The 15697-nt window shown below is 68.0% G+C and carries 18 protein-coding genes; 7 read left to right on the top strand and 11 right to left on the bottom strand.

Annotated elements, in window-relative coordinates; genetic code table 11:
• The first annotated feature begins 5 nt into the window (after positions 1-5).
• From Q0309_RS04075 to Q0309_RS04090, 4 genes are all read left to right on the top strand, one after another.
• A complete protein-coding gene (locus tag Q0309_RS04075; RefSeq protein ID WP_299437726.1) occupies positions 6-551 on the top strand; it encodes a FixH family protein in 546 nt (181 codons plus the stop codon).
• 8 nt (positions 552-559) lie between these two features.
• The gene (locus tag Q0309_RS04080) at positions 560-2986 is read left to right on the top strand and encodes a heavy metal translocating P-type ATPase metal-binding domain-containing protein (protein WP_299437764.1); all 2427 of its coding nucleotides are present in this window, start codon (positions 560-562) and stop codon (positions 2984-2986) included.
• Positions 2983-3165 carry a cbb3-type cytochrome oxidase assembly protein CcoS gene (ccoS, locus tag Q0309_RS04085; protein WP_299437728.1) on the top strand — a complete coding sequence of 61 codons (183 nt, stop codon included), beginning with the start codon at positions 2983-2985 and terminating at the stop codon, positions 3163-3165. Before Q0309_RS04080 ends, ccoS begins: the two co-directional genes overlap by 4 nt.
• Positions 3166-3301: 136 nt before the next feature.
• Complete coding sequence (locus Q0309_RS04090; protein ID WP_299437730.1) at positions 3302-4090, top strand: cyclic nucleotide-binding domain-containing protein; 789 nt, start codon at positions 3302-3304, stop codon at positions 4088-4090.
• 342 nt (positions 4091-4432) lie between these two features.
• Here Q0309_RS04090 and Q0309_RS04095 read toward each other — a convergent pair whose 3' ends face one another.
• The gene (locus tag Q0309_RS04095; RefSeq protein WP_299437732.1) at positions 4433-5293 is read right to left on the bottom strand and encodes a hypothetical protein; all 861 of its coding nucleotides are present in this window, start codon (positions 5291-5293) and stop codon (positions 4433-4435) included.
• 108 nt (positions 5294-5401) lie between these two features.
• Positions 5402-6010: a hypothetical protein gene (locus Q0309_RS04100; RefSeq protein ID WP_299437734.1), complete on the bottom strand. Its 609-nt coding sequence runs from the start codon at positions 6008-6010 to the stop codon at positions 5402-5404.
• Positions 6011-6249: 239 nt separating this feature from the next.
• On the opposite strand from Q0309_RS04100, the gene Q0309_RS04105 reads away from it, so the two are divergent.
• Positions 6250-7683 (top strand): amidase, encoded by a 1434-nt coding sequence (locus Q0309_RS04105; RefSeq protein WP_299437736.1) that lies wholly within the window; start codon positions 6250-6252, stop codon positions 7681-7683.
• Positions 7684-7793: 110 nt separating this feature from the next.
• Entirely contained in the window at positions 7794-8009 is a 216-nt protein-coding gene (locus Q0309_RS04110) for a DUF2283 domain-containing protein (RefSeq protein WP_299437738.1), read from the top strand.
• Between the two features lie 21 nt (positions 8010-8030).
• On the opposite strand, the gene Q0309_RS04115 is transcribed toward Q0309_RS04110, so the two are convergent.
• The 5 genes from Q0309_RS04115 to Q0309_RS04135 all read right to left on the bottom strand — a co-directional run bounded on the left by Q0309_RS04115 (position 8031) and on the right by Q0309_RS04135 (position 12314).
• On the bottom strand, positions 8031-9320 hold the full coding sequence (locus Q0309_RS04115; RefSeq protein WP_299437740.1) for a hydroxyacid-oxoacid transhydrogenase: 1290 nt from the start codon (positions 9318-9320) through the stop codon (positions 8031-8033).
• A complete protein-coding gene (locus Q0309_RS04120; protein WP_299437743.1) occupies positions 9298-10161 on the bottom strand; it encodes a 1-acyl-sn-glycerol-3-phosphate acyltransferase in 864 nt (287 codons plus the stop codon). Before Q0309_RS04120 ends, Q0309_RS04115 begins: the two co-directional genes overlap by 23 nt.
• Positions 10162-10183: 22 nt before the next feature.
• Positions 10184-10990: a GNAT family N-acyltransferase gene (locus tag Q0309_RS04125; RefSeq protein ID WP_299437745.1), complete on the bottom strand. Its 807-nt coding sequence runs from the start codon at positions 10988-10990 to the stop codon at positions 10184-10186.
• 260 nt (positions 10991-11250) lie between these two features.
• Complete coding sequence (locus tag Q0309_RS04130; RefSeq protein WP_299437747.1) at positions 11251-11682, bottom strand: Fur family transcriptional regulator; 432 nt, start codon at positions 11680-11682, stop codon at positions 11251-11253.
• 212 nt (positions 11683-11894) lie between these two features.
• On the bottom strand, positions 11895-12314 hold the full coding sequence (locus Q0309_RS04135) for a MucR family transcriptional regulator (protein ID WP_299437749.1): 420 nt from the start codon (positions 12312-12314) through the stop codon (positions 11895-11897).
• Positions 12315-12520: 206 nt separating this feature from the next.
• Between Q0309_RS04135 and Q0309_RS04140 the strand changes: the two genes are divergently transcribed.
• A complete protein-coding gene (locus Q0309_RS04140) occupies positions 12521-12769 on the top strand; it encodes a sulfurtransferase TusA family protein (protein WP_299437752.1) in 249 nt (82 codons plus the stop codon).
• 62 nt (positions 12770-12831) lie between these two features.
• Here the strand turns inward: Q0309_RS04140 and Q0309_RS04145 are convergent, their stop codons facing one another.
• The 4 genes from Q0309_RS04145 to ddpX all read right to left on the bottom strand — a co-directional run bounded on the left by Q0309_RS04145 (position 12832) and on the right by ddpX (position 15683).
• The gene (locus Q0309_RS04145) at positions 12832-13344 is read right to left on the bottom strand and encodes a GNAT family N-acetyltransferase (protein WP_299437754.1); all 513 of its coding nucleotides are present in this window, start codon (positions 13342-13344) and stop codon (positions 12832-12834) included.
• A complete protein-coding gene (gene tsaB / locus Q0309_RS04150; RefSeq protein ID WP_299437756.1) occupies positions 13341-14033 on the bottom strand; it encodes a tRNA (adenosine(37)-N6)-threonylcarbamoyltransferase complex dimerization subunit type 1 TsaB in 693 nt (230 codons plus the stop codon). The genes Q0309_RS04145 and tsaB overlap by 4 nt, the downstream gene beginning before the upstream one ends.
• Before the next feature lie 35 nt (positions 14034-14068).
• On the bottom strand, positions 14069-14977 hold the full coding sequence (locus Q0309_RS04155) for a phosphate-starvation-inducible PsiE family protein (RefSeq protein WP_299437758.1): 909 nt from the start codon (positions 14975-14977) through the stop codon (positions 14069-14071).
• 124 nt (positions 14978-15101) lie between these two features.
• Positions 15102-15683: a D-alanyl-D-alanine dipeptidase gene (gene ddpX / locus Q0309_RS04160; protein ID WP_299437766.1), complete on the bottom strand. Its 582-nt coding sequence runs from the start codon at positions 15681-15683 to the stop codon at positions 15102-15104.
• Positions 15684-15697: the final 14 nt, after the last annotated feature.

Raw genomic sequence — 15697 nt, forward strand, 5'->3', positions numbered from 1 at the left:
GTCCGATGAGCGGCAACCTCGCCAGACCCTTCGCCAAGACATCCGCCAAGAGCCGGGCGCGCCCGCGCGGGTGGTGGATTCCGTACGCCTTCGTGGCCGGCTTCGCGGTGGTGCTGATCGCCAACGGGACGCTGCTCTATTTCGCCCTGACGACGTTCTCCGGCCTGTCCACCCAGCAAGCCTACGTCAAGGGGCTGGCCTACAACGACCGCGTGGCCGACGCCCAGGCCCAGGCCGCCCTCGGCTGGTCGTGGGACATGGACCTTGTGGCCGTCGATGTGCCCCAGACCGATCCAACGCGCCGCATCGCCACGGTGCGCGCCAGCGGTCGCGACGCCGCCGGAAACCCGCTGGATGGCGCGGCCCTGACGGCGACCATCCGGCGGCCGACCGAGCAGGGCTTCGATCAGACGGTGACTCTCCCGCCCGTCGGGCCTGGCGCCTACGAGGCCCGCGTCTCCCTGCCCAAACCGGGGCAGTGGGACATTCTGCTGACGGCGCGGCGGAATGACGATGTGTTCACAGTGCGACGCCGGCTCATGGCGGAGTGACACCCGTGATGGACACCGCCGCCCAGGCCGGGACGGAGACCTGCCGCCATTGCGGCGACCCCGTCGGACCCGGTGCGGCGGCGGCCGGTCACGCGGGGTTTTGTTGCCCGGGCTGTGCCGCGGCGTATGAACTGGTGAACGGCCTGGGGCTCGACCGCTATTACGAGCGGCGCTGCCTGGACCCCGAGGTCCGCTCTCTGAAGCCGGAGACCGAACCCGGCGCGATCCCGGACTACGCGGTGCATGTCACCACCACCGACAGCGGCGAGGCCAGCCTGTCTCTGCTGGTCGAGGGGCTGCATTGCGCGGCCTGCGTGTGGCTGATCGAGCGCCTGCTGGCGCGCCAGCCGGGGGTAACCCATGCCCGCGTGAACATGACGACGCGGCGGCTGACCCTGCGTTGGGTGCCGGAGACGGGCGAAGCCGGGACCGACGCCCCCGACCTGGGGGCGCGGCGCATTCTCGACCCCGTGCTGACGGTGGGCTACCGGCTGGTGCCCTACGATCCGGAGACGGTGGAGCGCGACACCGACCGCACCGAACGCACGCTGTTGCGCGCCATGGCCGTCACCGGCTTCGCCGCCGGCAACGTCATGCTGTTCTCCGTCGCCGTCTGGTTCGGCGGCGATATGGGACCGGCCACCCGCGACTTCATGCACTGGCTGTCGGCGTTGATCGCCCTGCCGGCGATCGCCTACGGCATTCGTCCGTTCGCGCGCTCGGCCGTCACCGCGCTGCGGGCCGGCCGCGCCAACATGGACGTGCCGATCACCCTGGCCGTGCTGCTGGCCGCCGGCATGAGCGTGTGGGAGACGGCGCGCGGCGGGCCACACGCCTATTTCGACGCGGCGGTCATGCTGCTGTTCTTCCTGCTGATCGGTCGCTTCCTGGACAGCCGGGCGCGCGGCCGCGCGCGCTCGGCGGCCGAGCGTCTTCTGGCGCTGGGGGGCGCGGCCGTCACGGTGATCGATCCCGATGGCCATGCCCGGTCCGCGCGGCCGCACGAGGTGCCGGTGGGCGCGACGGTGCTGGTGGCCGTGGGCGAGCGGGTGGGCGTCGACGGTGTGGTGGCCGAGGGCGTGAGCGACCTGGATGTCAGCCTGATCACCGGCGAGACGGTGCCCGCCCGCGCCGGGCCGGGCGACCGTGTCTTCGCCGGCACGCTGAACCTGTCGGCGCCGGTGCAGGTGCGCGTGGACGCGGTTGGCGAGCGCACCCTGCTGGCCGAGATCGTGCGCATGATGGAGGTGGCCGAGCAGGGCCGCGCCCGCACCGTCGCGCTGGCCGACCGGGTGGCGCGGCTGTACGCGCCGGTGGTGCATCTGCTGGCCCTGGCGGCGTTCCTGGGCTGGTGGCTGGCCGGCGGGCTGCCCTGGCAGGAGGCGGTGTTGATCGCGGCGGCGGTGCTGATCATCACCTGCCCGTGCGCGTTGGCGCTGGCGGTGCCTGTGGTGCAGGTGATCGCCAGCGGCCGGTTGCTGCGCGCCGGGGCGTTCCTGAAGGCCGCGACGGCGCTGGAACGGCTGACCGAGGCCGACACCGTGGTCCTGGACAAGACCGGAACCCTGACCGTCGGCCGCCCGGCGCTGGTGACCGGCCCGGGGCAGGGCTGGACGCCGGACGACCTGCGGCTGGCCGCCGGCCTGGCCGCCAGCAGCCGCCATCCCCTGGCCCGCGCCGTCGCCGCCGCGTGTCCGGACGCGCCGGCCGTGACGGGCGTCCGCGAGCATCCGGGCGAAGGCTTGTCGTGGGACGGTCCCAACGGTCCGGTGCGGCTGGGCTCGGCGGCGTTCAGTGGGGTCGACGATCTGGGGGCGGGGGACGGCGGGGCTACCGGCCCAGCGTTGTGGCTGCGAGACGGGAGCGAGGCTCCGGCGTGTTTCCGCTTCACCGATCCGCTGCGCCCCGACGCGGCCGAGGTGGTGGCGGCGTTGCGCGCGCGGGGCCTGACGGTGGAGATGCTGTCCGGCGATCGGCCGGAGGCGGTCGCCCGGGTGGCGGCGGACGCCGGCATCGAGTCCTGGCGGGGTGGCTGTACGCCGGCCGACAAGCTGGCCCGCCTGCAGGCGCTACGGGACCAGGGGCGCCGGGTACTGATGGTGGGCGACGGCCTCAACGACGCGCCGGCGCTGGCGGCGGCGCACGTTTCCGCCTCGCCGGCCAGCGCCATCGACATCAGCCAGACCGCCGCCGACGTGGTGTTCCGGGGCGAGAGGCTGGCGCCCGTGGTGACGGCGCTCGACGTGGCCCACCGCGCCGACCGTCTGGTGCGGCAGAACCTGGCGCTGGCGCTTCTGTACAACGCGGTGACCGTGCCCCTGGCCCTGGCCGGACTGGTGACACCCCTGATCGCCGCCGTGGCCATGAGCACGTCGTCCCTGGTCGTCACCGTCAACGCCATGCGTTTGATGCGCAGCCGGGGAGAGAAGACATGAACGCGCTGCTGTTCCTCATTCCCATGGCGCTGTTGCTGGGTCTGGCCGGCTTGGTGGCGTTCCTGTGGGCGCTGCGCAGCGGCCAGTTCGATGACCTGGACGGCGCCGCGCATCGTATCCTGTTCGATGAGGACGACGACGAGACCGATCGGCCCGACCCGCCAACGCGGCAGGGGTGAGTGTGGCCCGTGTTCATTGGAGGGCGTTCGAAAGAGGTCTACCGCATATCAGCGGATTGTGATATGCCTTGATCTGGATCAAGAGCATGGAACGCATCCGGAACGATCCGCGTGGCCGGGTGCAGGAGAACCGATCATGGCCCGTTCCTCCGTCACGGCCCTGCACACGGGGACACCGGCGGACACCGACACCTGCCCGGCCGCGCGCCCTGGCGTACGTGCCCCCGGACGTGGCCCCTGCGGCCATTGCGACCTGGGACCGCTGGCCTTCTGCGACGGGTTCGCGCCGCGCACCGTCTCCAACCTGTGGCGCGTCCAGTGCACCGTGCCGTTCGAGGCGCACGACACCCTGTTCCGCGAGGGCGACCCGGGCGTTGCCGTCTACAGCATCGTCTCCGGCGCGGTGAAGGTCTACAAGCTGATGCCGGACGGCCGCCGGCAGATCACCGCGTTCTTTTTCCGGGGCGACATGTTCGGCTTCTGCCTCGGCGGCAGCTACGCCTACACGGCGGAGGCGATCACCCCGGTCGGGGTATGCCGGCTGCCCATGCAGCGGCTGAACGATTTGGCGAACACCGCGCCGGAGGTCCAGGACCGCATCGTCCGGCGCATGACCGCCAAGCTGGCGCAGTTCCACGACCATGTGCTTCTGCTGGGGCGCAAGACGGCGCGGGAACGGGTGGCGACGTTCCTGCTCGGCCTGTCGGACCGTGCGCGGCGGCGGGGCGAGCCGGGCTCGCCCTTGACGCTGCCCATGGGGCGCGCCGACATCGCCGATCACATCGGCCTGACGGTGGAAACCGTCAGCCGCGCCATGACCCGGTTCAAGCGCGAGGGCCTGCTCGACCTGCCCAGCGCCAGCCAGGTCAGCATCCGCCAGCCCGACGCCCTGCGCGCCATCGCCGAGGGGGCGACCGGGGGGTGACCGGCGGTCCCGTGCGGTGACCGCGCCGGAGAATCCGACCAGAATGGCGCTGTGGTGCGTTGAGACCGGTCAGACGGCCTCCTACTGGCAGATCACCCAGTCCGACAGCCGCTGCATTGAGGACCTGATGTCGCGCCATGGCGCCACGGCCTGCTAGGTCGACTTGGCCTGGGACGAACGCAACACGTTCACCCCGGCGGCGCAGGGCGAGCACATCGCTGGCCAGCTGAACGCGCGCAGCCTCACCCGCGTACCCAACGCGAGCCACCGCCGCCAGGACGACGCTCCCGTGGCGGTCCTTGCGACTCCTGAACTGAGCCGGCAAGGGTCAAAGAAAGCGCCCTAAACGCGGATCACGCACACTCGATGTCCTGAATCTCCATGGCGCTTAACAATCAGGATCATGACGGGGACGTTACTCCCCCGATCAATAATCTGTTCGACGGAGTACATCGAATCCAGCACTTTCGGATTGGCGCCGGAGGCCCCGGTGGCTTCGACGACACGCATGTTTCCTTCGGGCTTGGTTTGCGCAACATAGGATTCCACGATGGCGACGTGTCCAGGACCACGCAAAACCGAATTTCCCTTCATCCAGACCAGAAGATCACCTTGCCGCACGTCGGCCGGATCATTGATGGCCTTGGCGGGATTGTAGTATGAGGCAGCGCTTGTGTTGCGAACCTTTGCTGCGGAGTACGCGAATTTGTTGCAGGCAATCAGATAGTTGGTGACGAGGCCGGAGCAATCGATACCGAGATGTTGATCGCAGTAGTTCTGAAGAACAGGCTGAGTGACGCTGTTGACCTTTTTTGAACGCACGGCCCACTCCAGCGCAAGCTCGTAATCTTGCGGCGCGCCCTTACCCATAGCCGCGTTTCGGATGCGCTCTTTGTTGTGTTGGAACCATTGGTTTGTTCTTGAGCCGCGCGTCACGAGATTATAGTCATCCCTTTGATCTGTCCCCTCATTCCAGTTCATCATGAAGTATTTCCTAAGCGCAACCCGGTAGGTCACGGTTTGGCACATCTGCTTGGCAGGATTATCGATACCGTGCTGGACCCTGAGAGCCTGATACTGCCTCAAGAATTCTACGGGCGTCGGCACGGGCCTTATTTGGCACATCCGCGTGGCAGGATTATCGATACCGTGCTGGACCCCGAGAGCCTGCAACTGCCTCCAGAATTCAGTGGGCGTCGGCATGGGCCTTCTCCTTCTCTGGCTTGCTCGGACCAATCGTCGAGATTGTCATCGGGTCGGCGTGGTCGGACGATAGACTGGTGGGCGCACCCCATCGACTCTGTGGCCGGCTCAACGGGGACGGTCGCCATCAACAGTCTTGGCAGGCAAAGGGTCCAAACAGTCCTGTTCTGGAGCCGAATCCGCCGTTTCAAGCATTCTTGCCCGCGACATCGACCCCGCAGGAATTTTCTGCGTCACGCAAATATCGCTTGGCGATATCTTGGCCAAAACGAAATAGGACCGGGAAACTCGCTCCGGTTCGTCCATATTTTCGTGGACGTGCACCGGCACGATGACCGCGACAGGCCATTTTTGTCCGTCACGATCAGCGATCCGCCATTCGGCCTCATCGCCCAAATGCGACATCTGGCGCGTCACGTAGTCGTGATAGTCAAGGGGATATACTTGTTGCGTCGGCGTGACAATGTCGATTGACTGCCGACCGGACCCGACGTGCCGGATAATTAGACTAAATTCGAACGCACCAGGACACGCAGTGTACGGCGTGCTGTTTGGATCGGTCTGATCAATGTATTCCTTGCACGAGGGGCCACCAAGATCCGTGAATACCGACGCAGTATTAGGAACCGGGCGCGTGGTCTGGGTTTTTCCACCGGTCAGGGAGACCGCTAACGCAATTGCGCCCAGGCCGACGATGCCGCCGATGGATCGCATCATCCAAGTGTTCCTTCTCACGAGGGCGACGGCCGGTCCGAAAGCACCCGCGTCGAGGGCAGAACGGCCCCCTCGCTGTCTTTGATCTTGCCGCTTTCCCTGCAGAATGGCAAGGCGTCAACCAACCGCCGTGATGCCGCCTCGCCGTCGTACCGTGATCCGTTGGGAGCCGATGCTGACACGCGCCTAGGGGTGCGGCACGATGCGGGTCCCCGTGTTCGTCTGCCCCCGCGGAGGCTCCCATGTCCCACGACCTCATTCGCCTGTCGGCCCGTCAGGTGCTGGCCCTGCTCACGCGCGGTGAGGTGTCTCCTCTCGATCTGATCGACGCCGCCCTGGCGCGTCATGCCGCCGTCGACGGGGCCGTGAACGCGGTGCCGACGCTGTGCGCGCGCCGGGCCCGGGACGCGGCCCGTTGGATCATGGAGACTCCGGAGGGGTTGGACGTGGCCGGGCCGGGCTGGCTGGCCGGGCTGCCCATCCTGATCAAGGACATGACGGACGTGGCGGGGGTGCGCACCACCTATGGCTCGCCGCTGTTCGCCGAGCATGTGCCGGACCGCTCAAACCTGTTGGTCGAGACGCTGGAACGGCGCGGCGCGGTGGTCCTGGGCAAGACCAACACGCCGGAATGGGCGGCCGGGGGTGTGACGTTCAACGCCGTCTTCGGTACCACCCGCAATCCTCACGACGCGCGGTTGACGAGCGGCGGGTCATCGGGCGGCACGGCGGCGGCGCTGGCGACGGGCATGACCTGGTTGGCCACGGGGTCGGACATGGGCGGCTCGCTGCGCATCCCGGCGGCCTTCTGCGGGGTCGTGGGACTGCGGCCAAGTCCCGGCCGGGTGGCGCGCGGGCCGGTCAAGGACCCGTGGGACCCGCTGGCGGTCGAAGGCCCGATGGCCCGCGACGTGGCCGACTGCGCGCTGTTTCTGGACGCCCTGGCGGGGGCCGCCGCCGCCGATCCGCTGGCCCTGGAGGCGCCGGACACGCCGTTCCTGGCCGCCGCCGAGCGCCCCCAGGCGCCGCGCCGCGTCGGCTGGAGCCCGGACCTGGGCCTGTGGCCGGTGGAGCCGGAGATCGTCGACATCTGCGCCCGGGCGGTGGCCCGGTTCGAGGACGCCGGCTCTATCGTGGATGCGGCCTGCCCGGACTTTGCGGGCGCGCGGGAGGTGTTCCACGTCCTGCGGGCCGATGCGTTCGTGACCGCGCTGGCGCCGCTCCGCGAGGCGCATCCGGACTTCATGAAGCCCGAGGTCGTGTGGAACATCGACGAAGGGCTGGCCCAGACTCAGAGCGATCTGTCGGAGGCGAAACGCGGTCGCGCGGCCTTGGCGGCGCGTGTCGCGGCGTTCTTCGAGACCCACGACTTGCTGGCCTGCCCGACGACGGTGGTGCCGCCGTTTCCGGTCGGGCAGCGCTCTGTCGAGTCGGTGGGCGGCCACCGCTTCGAGACCTACATGGACTGGTTCGGCATCACCTACACGCTGACCCTGACTGGGTGTCCGGTGATCTCGATTCCGTGTGGTTGGACGGCGGCCGGGCTGCCGGTGGGCCTGCAACTGATGGCTCCGCCGCGCGCCGAGGCGGCGTTGTTCTCCTATGCGGCGCTGCTGGAGGGGTTGCTCGGGCTGCCAAAGGGGCCGGTGGATCCGAGGTCAGGGGCTGCGCCATGATGGATGACCGCAGCGCGCAGTCGTTTCGGACGCGTATCCGTTTTCCGTGTCCAAACGTTGCCAGACGGACAGACGATCCATAACGCCTTCCCTGACAGGAGGTTCCGGCCATGAAGCTGAACTACGACCCGGAGACGGATTCCCTGTACATACACTTGGCGGAGCGGCCGTCCGTCGACTCGGAGGAAGTCTCGGACGGCGTTGTGCTCGATTTCGACGCGGATGGCGCCGTGGTGGGCATTGATGTCCAGCACGCCCGCAGCCGTGCGGACCTTGATCGTTTGCTGGTCAACCGGCTGCCCTTGCGCACGTGGGAGGCGGCGTGAAACGCCATCAAGCCCCGCCCCTCACCAATACCGCAACGCGTCCCGGAAGATGTCGGCAAGGTTGGTTTCGTCGGGGTCGCGCGGGGCCTGGACCAGCAGCCGTTTCTGCTTGGCCGCGCCCTCGACCAGCGCCGGGATGTCGGCCTCGGTGTAGCCCAGGGCGCCGATGCCGTTGGGGCAGCCGGTGTTGCGCATGATGTCCGCCAGCCGCGCCGCCAGCGCCTCGCCGCCATGGTCCGGCGTCAGGTTGCGGGTGTCCGCGCCCAGGGCGTGCGCGGCCTGCAAATGCCGCTCCGGGCAGGCCGGGGCGGTGAAGCGGAACGCGGCGGGGGCGTTCACCACCACCGACAAGCCGTGCGGCACCATGGGCGTTTCGTCCTCGTAGCCGGTGGCGACGTAGCGATGGTTCAGCCCGGCGACGGCATAGCTCATGGCGTGCGGGATGTGCACGCCGGCGTTGCCGAAGGCCATGCCGGCCAGGGTCGAGGCGAACATCAGGCCGTCGCGCGCCTCGGTATCGGCCCGGTCGGCGTAGGCCCGTTCCAGATAGCGCCCGCCCAGCTCGATGGCCTTCATGGACCCGATATCGGACCAGGGATTCGAGCCCTGGTAGGGCGGGCGCAGGCCGGGCTCGGCGGGAGTGTCGCGGGTGCGGAAGTCGCGCGCGGTCCAGCTCTCGATGGCGTGGGTCAGCACATCGAGCCCAGTCGAGCACACCACGCCGGTCGGCAGCGTGTCGATGGTGGACGGGTCCACCACGGCGCGCGTCGGCTTCAGGGCGCGATGGGCGATGCCCGTCTTCACGTTTTCCGACACAAAGTCGAAGATCGCCGTGGCCGTCATCTCGCTGCCGGTGCCGCAGGTGGTGGGGCAGGCCAGATGCGGCTTCAGCGGTCCCGGCACCGGCTTGCCCTGGCCCATGGGGGCGTTGACGTAGGCCAGGAAGTCGTTCGGGTACGTGGCGTACAGGTTGGCGGCCTTGCAGGTGTCCATGACCGAACCACCCCCGATCGACACGAACCCGTCGAACCGGCCGTCCACGGCGAACGCGGCGGCCTCGCGGAAAGAGGTGTCGGTCGGCTCGACCCGCACGGCGTCGTAGACCACCACGTCCAGCCCGGCGCGGGCGAGGGCCTCGCGGGCGATGGCCACGTGCTCGGTGGTGGCGAGGTGGCGGTCGGTGAACAGCGCGATCCGGCGCGCGTTAAGGGCCTTGATGTCGTGGCCAAGCTCGCGCAGGGCGCCGCGCCCATATTTCAGGGGCACCGTCTCGACGGTGAAGATGTGCTCACGGGTCTCCGGCGTCGTCATGGGGTGTGTCCTCCCGGTGTCGGTCGGTGGCGGGGCCGCGCCCGGACAGCAATTCGGACACGCCGCTCGCCACCAGGGCGTGACACTTCTGCGCCAGGGCCTTGCGCGATGGGTACGCGGCCGGGTCCACGGGATCGTGCACGATGACCTCGGCGGTCACGGTGCCCAGGCCGAGAACCGTCCACAGGTGCGGCGCCAGGTCCATGTCGCCGTACCAGGCATAGAACGGTCTCCATCCGTAACCGATCGGCAGGCCGTCCAGCCGCGTGTAGGCCAGCGACACCGGCTGGATGCACAAGGGCGGACCGGCCGCCACCGCATCGGGCGCGGCCGCCACCCGGCGGCGCGGCTCGGCCACCGCCAGCAGCGCGCTCTTGAACGGCAGCACGCGGTTGCCGTCATTGCTGGTCCCCTCGGGAAACAGCACCAGGGGCTCTCCTTCCGTCAGCCGCCGGGCGATGTCGTCGCGTCCCTTGCCGGTGCTGGCGCGCTTGCGCTCGACGAACACCGTCCGGCCCAGGCGGGCGAGCAGGCCGAAGCCCGGCCACGTCCCCACCTCGGATTTGGCGACGAATCCGGCGTCGGCCAGGGCGCCCAATACGACAATGTCCAGATAGGACGTGTGATTGGACAAAATCAGCAAGGGCCGCGCCCTGGTGAAGCGGCCGCGCACAAGGCGTACCCGAAGACCGATAATGCGCGTGACGCTCCGCCAGTAGACGCGGGCCAGCCACCGATGGGGCAGGCGCGCGCCCATCAGCGCGGCATAGGGCAGGGCCACGGCCACGGTCCACAACAGGAACAGGGTCAGGCGCAACGCGGCGCGGGCGGGCGACATCATGCCGGATTTCCCTTCCGCCGGATCACAACGCGGAGGACGGGACGGATCGGGCGGTGCGGTCGTAGTGCCGAAGGTACTTCTCGGTCACCAGGTCGGTCTTGACGATGACGCAGACGTCGGTGGTGTTGAACTGGCGGTCGACGTAGGCGCCATCGCCGACAAAGCCCCCCAGGCGCAGGTATCCCTTGATGAGCGGCGGCAGGCCCGCCACCACGCGCCGCGCATTGAGGCTATCGGCGTCCATCAGGTTCATGGGCTGATAGTACTGGGGTAGCACCACCGGACGGATGTCCTCGGGCGCCAGATGGCAGTGGTGCAGGTAGCTCAGCGCGGGGGCCAACGCCTCGACGTCGGTGCCGTGAAGGCTGGCGCAGCCGAACATCAGGCCGACGTCGTGCCGGAACATGTAGGCGGCGATGCCGCGCCACAGCTGTTGCATGGTGTGGCGGTTGCGGTAGCGGGCGTCGACACAGGACCGGCCCAGCTCCATGACCTCGTAAGGCTGCGCCAGAATAGCCGAGATGTCGTATTCCGAGGCCGTGTAGAAGCACCCGGCGCGCTTGGCGTGCTCGCGCCGCATCAGCCGGTAGGTGCCGACGACGCGGTCGCCGCCGGTGCCCTGGGAATGGTCGATGACCAGCAGGTGATCGGCGATCTCGTCGAACGCGTCGAAATCGCGTCCGCACGCCGCTGTTTCCAGGCTCGGCTGGGCCCCCCGCTCACCGTAGAAAATCCGGAATCGCAAGGCCTGGGCGGCGCGAATCTCGTCTTCCGTATCCGCCAGGACGACATCCAGATCGCCCGCGCGCAAATCCCCGAGAGACCCCATCTTATTCCTTGCCCGGATCCATGGTTCCGATACCCCGGCCGTTCGGCACCGGCCCGCCGGCCGCGCCGGGACGCCGGCGGGCCGTGATCAGGCGGGGCCGTGCAGGCCGATCGGCGAATGATGCCGGACCATGATCCCTCGTTGCAAGAGCGTGCCAGGACCGGCCGATCACGCTCGGACGCGCGTCTGGGCGCAACGGCATGTCCCTCGCTGTCCGCTGTCGATGACCGGCGGCGCCGGTCCTGGGCGTCCCGGTGCCCCTAGGATGCGCCATCGCCAGTGTCGTCCTTGATGGCCAAACCGTAAAGCTCCAGGCGGTGCCCCCGCAACTCGTATCCAAGATCGCGGGCGATCCGCTCCTGCAGTTGTTCGATCTCGTCGTTCTGGAACTCGATCACGCGGCCGGTTTTCAGGTCGATCAGGTGATCGTGATGGTGCTCGGACACTTCCTCATAGCGGGCGCGGCCGTCCCGGAAATCGTGCCGTTCGAGGATGTCGTTTTCCTCGAACAGCCGGACGGTGCGGTAGACGGTGGCGATGCTGATGCGTGGATCGAGGGCCGTTGCGCGCCGATACACTTCCTCGACGTCCGGGTGGTCCTCCGCTTCGGACAGCACGCGGGCGATCACGCGACGCTGCCCGGTCATCTTCATGCCTTTGTCGACGCAGCGTTGCTCGATACGGGAAATCATGGACTGGCGCCGCTTCGGTCCCTGGTTTGACGATTCGCCCCATATTAGGGATCGACGGGGAAAAAGAAAAGGTATGGCACGCGTCGTCCGAACGGCGCCGCGCGCGGGCCATGACGAAGCTGCCGGAGGCAATGGGTGCGTCCGGACTGAAGGGCGGCGGACGGCGCCAGCGGACAACGCCGGCGCACGCCCCACGGGCTCGGCAATGGGCGTTAGCCTTCGTCGGCCTGGCGCCGGTCGCGGGTGCCCAGGCCGATCTTCTTGGCCAGCGCGCTGCGGTGCTGGGCATAGTTCGGCGCGACCATCGGGTAGTCGGGACCAAGCCCCCAACGCTCCCGGTATTCTTCCGGTGTCATGCCGTACGCGGTCTTGAGGTGGCGTTTGAGCATCTTCAGCTTCTTGCCGTCCTCCAGGCACACGATATAGTCGGGGTTCACGGATTTCTTGATGGGAACGGCGGGTTGCGGCCGTTCCTGCGGTGCCTCCGTCTGTCCCACCGTGGCCAGGCTGCGGTGCACGTCCTGGATCAGGGTGGTGAGATCAGCCACCGCGACGGAGTTGTTGCCGACGTGAGCCGAGACGATTTGAGCCGTCAGGCGGAGAAGTTCTTGCTCGTTGGCGGACGAGGACATCAATCGACCTTTCTGTATGTGACCGAGGCGCGAAATGGCTTTGACGGGCCTGATGGCCCAGGGGCCGGACCGCGACAGGCGCAAACCTTGACGGTCCCGGAGCCTGCATCGGAATCCCATTAAGGGTGTTATAGGGGTTTTAGATAAACCCGGCAAGTGTTCTGTCGTGCCCAAAATCCAGTTTCGGCGGCCCAACGGAAACCAGGATGACCATGAGCGACCATGCAATCGACATAACGGCAGATATCTGCCCCTTTACGTTTGTCAAGACGAAGCTTCTTGTCGAGCGCATGAGGGTGGGGGAGACCGCCTTGGTTCGTCTTAAAGGCCCGGAGCCCCTGAAGAACGTGCCCCGCTCCTTGATCGAGCATGGCCATGCCGTCATTTCCCTGGAGAGGGAAGAGGGCGAGGGTCCCGAGGGTGTTCATAGGCTCATCTTGCGGAAGATGACCTAGGCAAACCGCCCGGTCTGTGTTTTGTCCACAACGCGCCTGCAGGCTGGGGGGCGATCGGGGTGTTACTGGCCGCGCGGTTCGGCGGGCGCCTCGCTCAGATCCCGGGCCATGACCAGGGCATCGCGGGGCAGGTCGGTTCCGTGCGTGTAATAAAGGCGCCGCCGGTTCAGGAGTTGGTAGCCGCACGACCGGTAGAAGCAAGTGCCGGCGGCGTTGCCATCCGCCACCTCCAGGACAAGGCGGGTCGCGCCCAGGGATCGTATGTCGCGCTCGGCGTGGCCCAGCAGGGCGCGCCCGATGCCCTGACGCCGCCACGGTGCCGGGCGGACCGCCAGGGTCACGATGTCGGCAGTGTCACCGGCGATCTGGACCAGCAGCATCCCGACGGGCTCGCCCTCTGGCCCGGCCAGGGCCACCCAGCCGCGCAGGCCGGGCAGTGTAAGCACGTCGGCCATCTCGGCCTCGTCCCACGGGCGGTGCCAGGGCTGGTCGATAAAACACACGCGGTGCAGTTCGGCCAGGACGGGCACATGGGCCGGCGCCACCGGCACAATCTCCAGCGGTCGCGGGGTCACGGCCGGGACCGACTGTCGGGCGGCGGGCGGGTCGCGTCCGGCGGACGGACGTACAGGGGCCGTGCCGGCAGGGCGGAGCCCGGGTCCTTGGCCGCCATGGCCGCCAGAATCGCCGGGTCGGGCGGACGCTCGGCGTCCGGCACGATGGTGATCGCGTGCGGCGCCAAGGCCGGCAGCAGGGCCGCGCCGTCGCCTGTGAGGCGCGTCGGCTCTTTCGGCAGGCTGTCGCGGGCGTCGGCCGGTGGCAGCGAAACAGGCTCCCCCATTGCTCGCAGGTCGGCGTCGAACACTTGCAGGAACACCTCGGCGCGGCGGGCGTCCAGGGCGACGGCGATCGGCGTGTCCCGCGGCGGTGCCGCCGCGGCCATGCGGGCCAGGACCGCCGTGCTTGTCACGCCGAGCACGGGGCATCCGGCGGCCAGCGCCAGCCCGCGCGCGAACGACAGACCGACGCGCAGCCCGGTGAAGCTGCCCGGGCCGACGGTGACGGCGATGGCCGTCATCTCGGTTGCCGTCAGCCCGGCGTCGGCCAGAACCGCCCGCACGATCGGGGCCAACGCCTCGGCTTGGCCGTGCTCCATGGCCTGGTCGGCGCGCGCCAGCACCGCGCCGTCTCGCCACACGCACACGCCACAGGCCCGGCCCGAGGTGTCCAGGGCCAGGGTCGGTCCGCCCAGGGGATGGGTCACGGCTCACGCTCCGGCATCATGCCTCCCGCAATGGATCAGGCGCTTCGGGTGCGCCGTGGTTTCTGGCCGATGGTCCGTTCGCCGACCAGCCAATAGGTGATCCCCAGGGCGATGACGATGGCGGCAATGGCGAACATGTAGCTGGGCTCGATCTTGTCCAGATCGAGGATGATAACCTTTCGGGCGATGGCCATCAGGGCGGTGGAGACCACCAACCGGATATGTAGCACGTCATCCCGCAGATACAGCGTGATGTTCACGAAGATCTCGATGGCGATCAGCACCGTCAGGAAGGCACCGAAGGTGACGATGATGTCCCGGATCTCGAAATCCGTCGCGACGGGCGCCAGGATCTCCTGGTAGAGGACATTGGCGACGTCGACGATGCCCCACAGGATGGAAAACACCATCAGGACGGCCAGGATGCGAACGCTGAAGCGGATGACCCGGTGCAGGATATTGATCAGGCGGTCCGGCTCGTCCAGGGACAGTTCTTCCGTCGGAAGCTCTTCCTCGCTGATGGCCTGCCTTCGCTCGGCGCGGAAATGGCGCATCAGCGATTTCAGAACGTTGTTGTGGCTGGCCAGGTAGACCGCGCTGAGCTTGCTTTCGTCAAAGCCCTCTAGGTCGGCGATGTTGCTCAGGTCCTGGCTGGAGAGCTTCTTGAACCCCATGCTCCAGTCAGGGTACTCGCGTTCCGTGACCGTTTTGCGTTCGAGGATGGTGACGTCCGTGTGTCGGCTGTCGGTGCTGAGGCGGTCGACCAGGGCTTCGACCTCCGGCTCCTCGCCTTCCAGCACCTGAAGGAAGGTGCCTTCGTGATACAGGAGCATCCCGGTGATGCCGTGGGCGGCATTGTAGCGCCGGCTAACCGTCAGGATGTCCCTGAGATCGGCGGTGGACATGGGGGTGGTGGCGGTGCTGGCGTATGTGATCTGGATCATTCTTCGTCTTGCCCCCCCCGGGTGGTGTTGTCTGGTCACACTGATGTTGACTGCCCGAAATCTCCACGGATGGTGTAGGATTTTTCGCGCCGATTGGCAACGCAACCGGCCGAAGCGGAGACATTCAAGCGCCGACTCCATTCGTCCCGCCCGGCATCATGTGGGTGCCGGCGGCGGCGTCGCTCAGCACCGGATAGCGGCCGCGCGGCTTGAACAGTTGATAGTGCCACCACTCGTTCCGATAGAAGTCCCACCCCGCCGCTGTCATCAGGCCCAGCAGCAACAGGCGATTGCGTTGCGCCTCGGCCGGGACTTCCAGCACCCCGTGATGGGACTCGGGGACCATGGCGTCGAAGCCCGTGCCCATCTCCAGCGGCGCGCCGCTGGCGGTGTCCACCAGGGTCAGGTCCACGGCCGCGCCCATGGAATGCGGCGAGCCGCGCCGGGGGTCGGCGATGAAGTCCGGATCCGGACAGGCCTCCCACAGTGTCCATTGCGCCTCGGCCGGGCGGAAGCCGTCGAATACCCGCAGCCGCAGGCCGAGCGGCCGCGCCAGGGCGACCGCCCGCCCCAGCAACGCGGCGGCGTCCATGTGCAGATAGCACGCGGCCCGGGCGTAGATGGGCCGCCCGGTGATGTTGTCCGCCGTGGCATAGCGGAGGTCCAGGTCCAGGTCGTACCCCTCGGGGGTGATCTCGATCAGCATGACGTCTCGGGACA

It is taken from the genome of uncultured Rhodospira sp., assembly GCF_937138205.1.
Classification (GTDB): Bacteria; Pseudomonadota; Alphaproteobacteria; order Rhodospirillales; family Rhodospirillaceae; genus Rhodospira.

Coding starts and splice junctions, on each gene's coding strand:
- Q0309_RS04110 (WP_299437738.1), top strand. CDS start 7,794: ATGAAGCTGAACTACGACCCGGAGACGGATTCCCTGTACATACACTTG.
- ddpX (WP_299437766.1), bottom strand. CDS start 15,683: ATGCTGATCGAGATCACCCCCGAGGGGTACGACCTGGACCTGGACCTC.
- Q0309_RS04135 (WP_299437749.1), bottom strand. CDS start 12,314: ATGTCCTCGTCCGCCAACGAGCAAGAACTTCTCCGCCTGACGGCTCAA.
- ccoS (WP_299437728.1), top strand. CDS start 2,983: ATGAACGCGCTGCTGTTCCTCATTCCCATGGCGCTGTTGCTGGGTCTG.
- Q0309_RS04090 (WP_299437730.1), top strand. CDS start 3,302: ATGGCCCGTTCCTCCGTCACGGCCCTGCACACGGGGACACCGGCGGAC.
- Q0309_RS04105 (WP_299437736.1), top strand. CDS start 6,250: ATGTCCCACGACCTCATTCGCCTGTCGGCCCGTCAGGTGCTGGCCCTG.
- Q0309_RS04125 (WP_299437745.1), bottom strand. CDS start 10,990: ATGGGGTCTCTCGGGGATTTGCGCGCGGGCGATCTGGATGTCGTCCTG.
- Q0309_RS04080 (WP_299437764.1), top strand. CDS start 560: ATGGACACCGCCGCCCAGGCCGGGACGGAGACCTGCCGCCATTGCGGC.
- Q0309_RS04115 (WP_299437740.1), bottom strand. CDS start 9,320: ATGACGACGCCGGAGACCCGTGAGCACATCTTCACCGTCGAGACGGTG.
- Q0309_RS04140 (WP_299437752.1), top strand. CDS start 12,521: ATGACCATGAGCGACCATGCAATCGACATAACGGCAGATATCTGCCCC.
- Q0309_RS04075 (WP_299437726.1), top strand. CDS start 6: ATGAGCGGCAACCTCGCCAGACCCTTCGCCAAGACATCCGCCAAGAGC.
- Q0309_RS04120 (WP_299437743.1), bottom strand. CDS start 10,161: ATGATGTCGCCCGCCCGCGCCGCGTTGCGCCTGACCCTGTTCCTGTTG.
- Q0309_RS04130 (WP_299437747.1), bottom strand. CDS start 11,682: ATGATTTCCCGTATCGAGCAACGCTGCGTCGACAAAGGCATGAAGATG.
- Q0309_RS04095 (WP_299437732.1), bottom strand. CDS start 5,293: ATGCCGACGCCCACTGAATTCTGGAGGCAGTTGCAGGCTCTCGGGGTC.
- Q0309_RS04155 (WP_299437758.1), bottom strand. CDS start 14,977: ATGATCCAGATCACATACGCCAGCACCGCCACCACCCCCATGTCCACC.
- Q0309_RS04100 (WP_299437734.1), bottom strand. CDS start 6,010: ATGATGCGATCCATCGGCGGCATCGTCGGCCTGGGCGCAATTGCGTTA.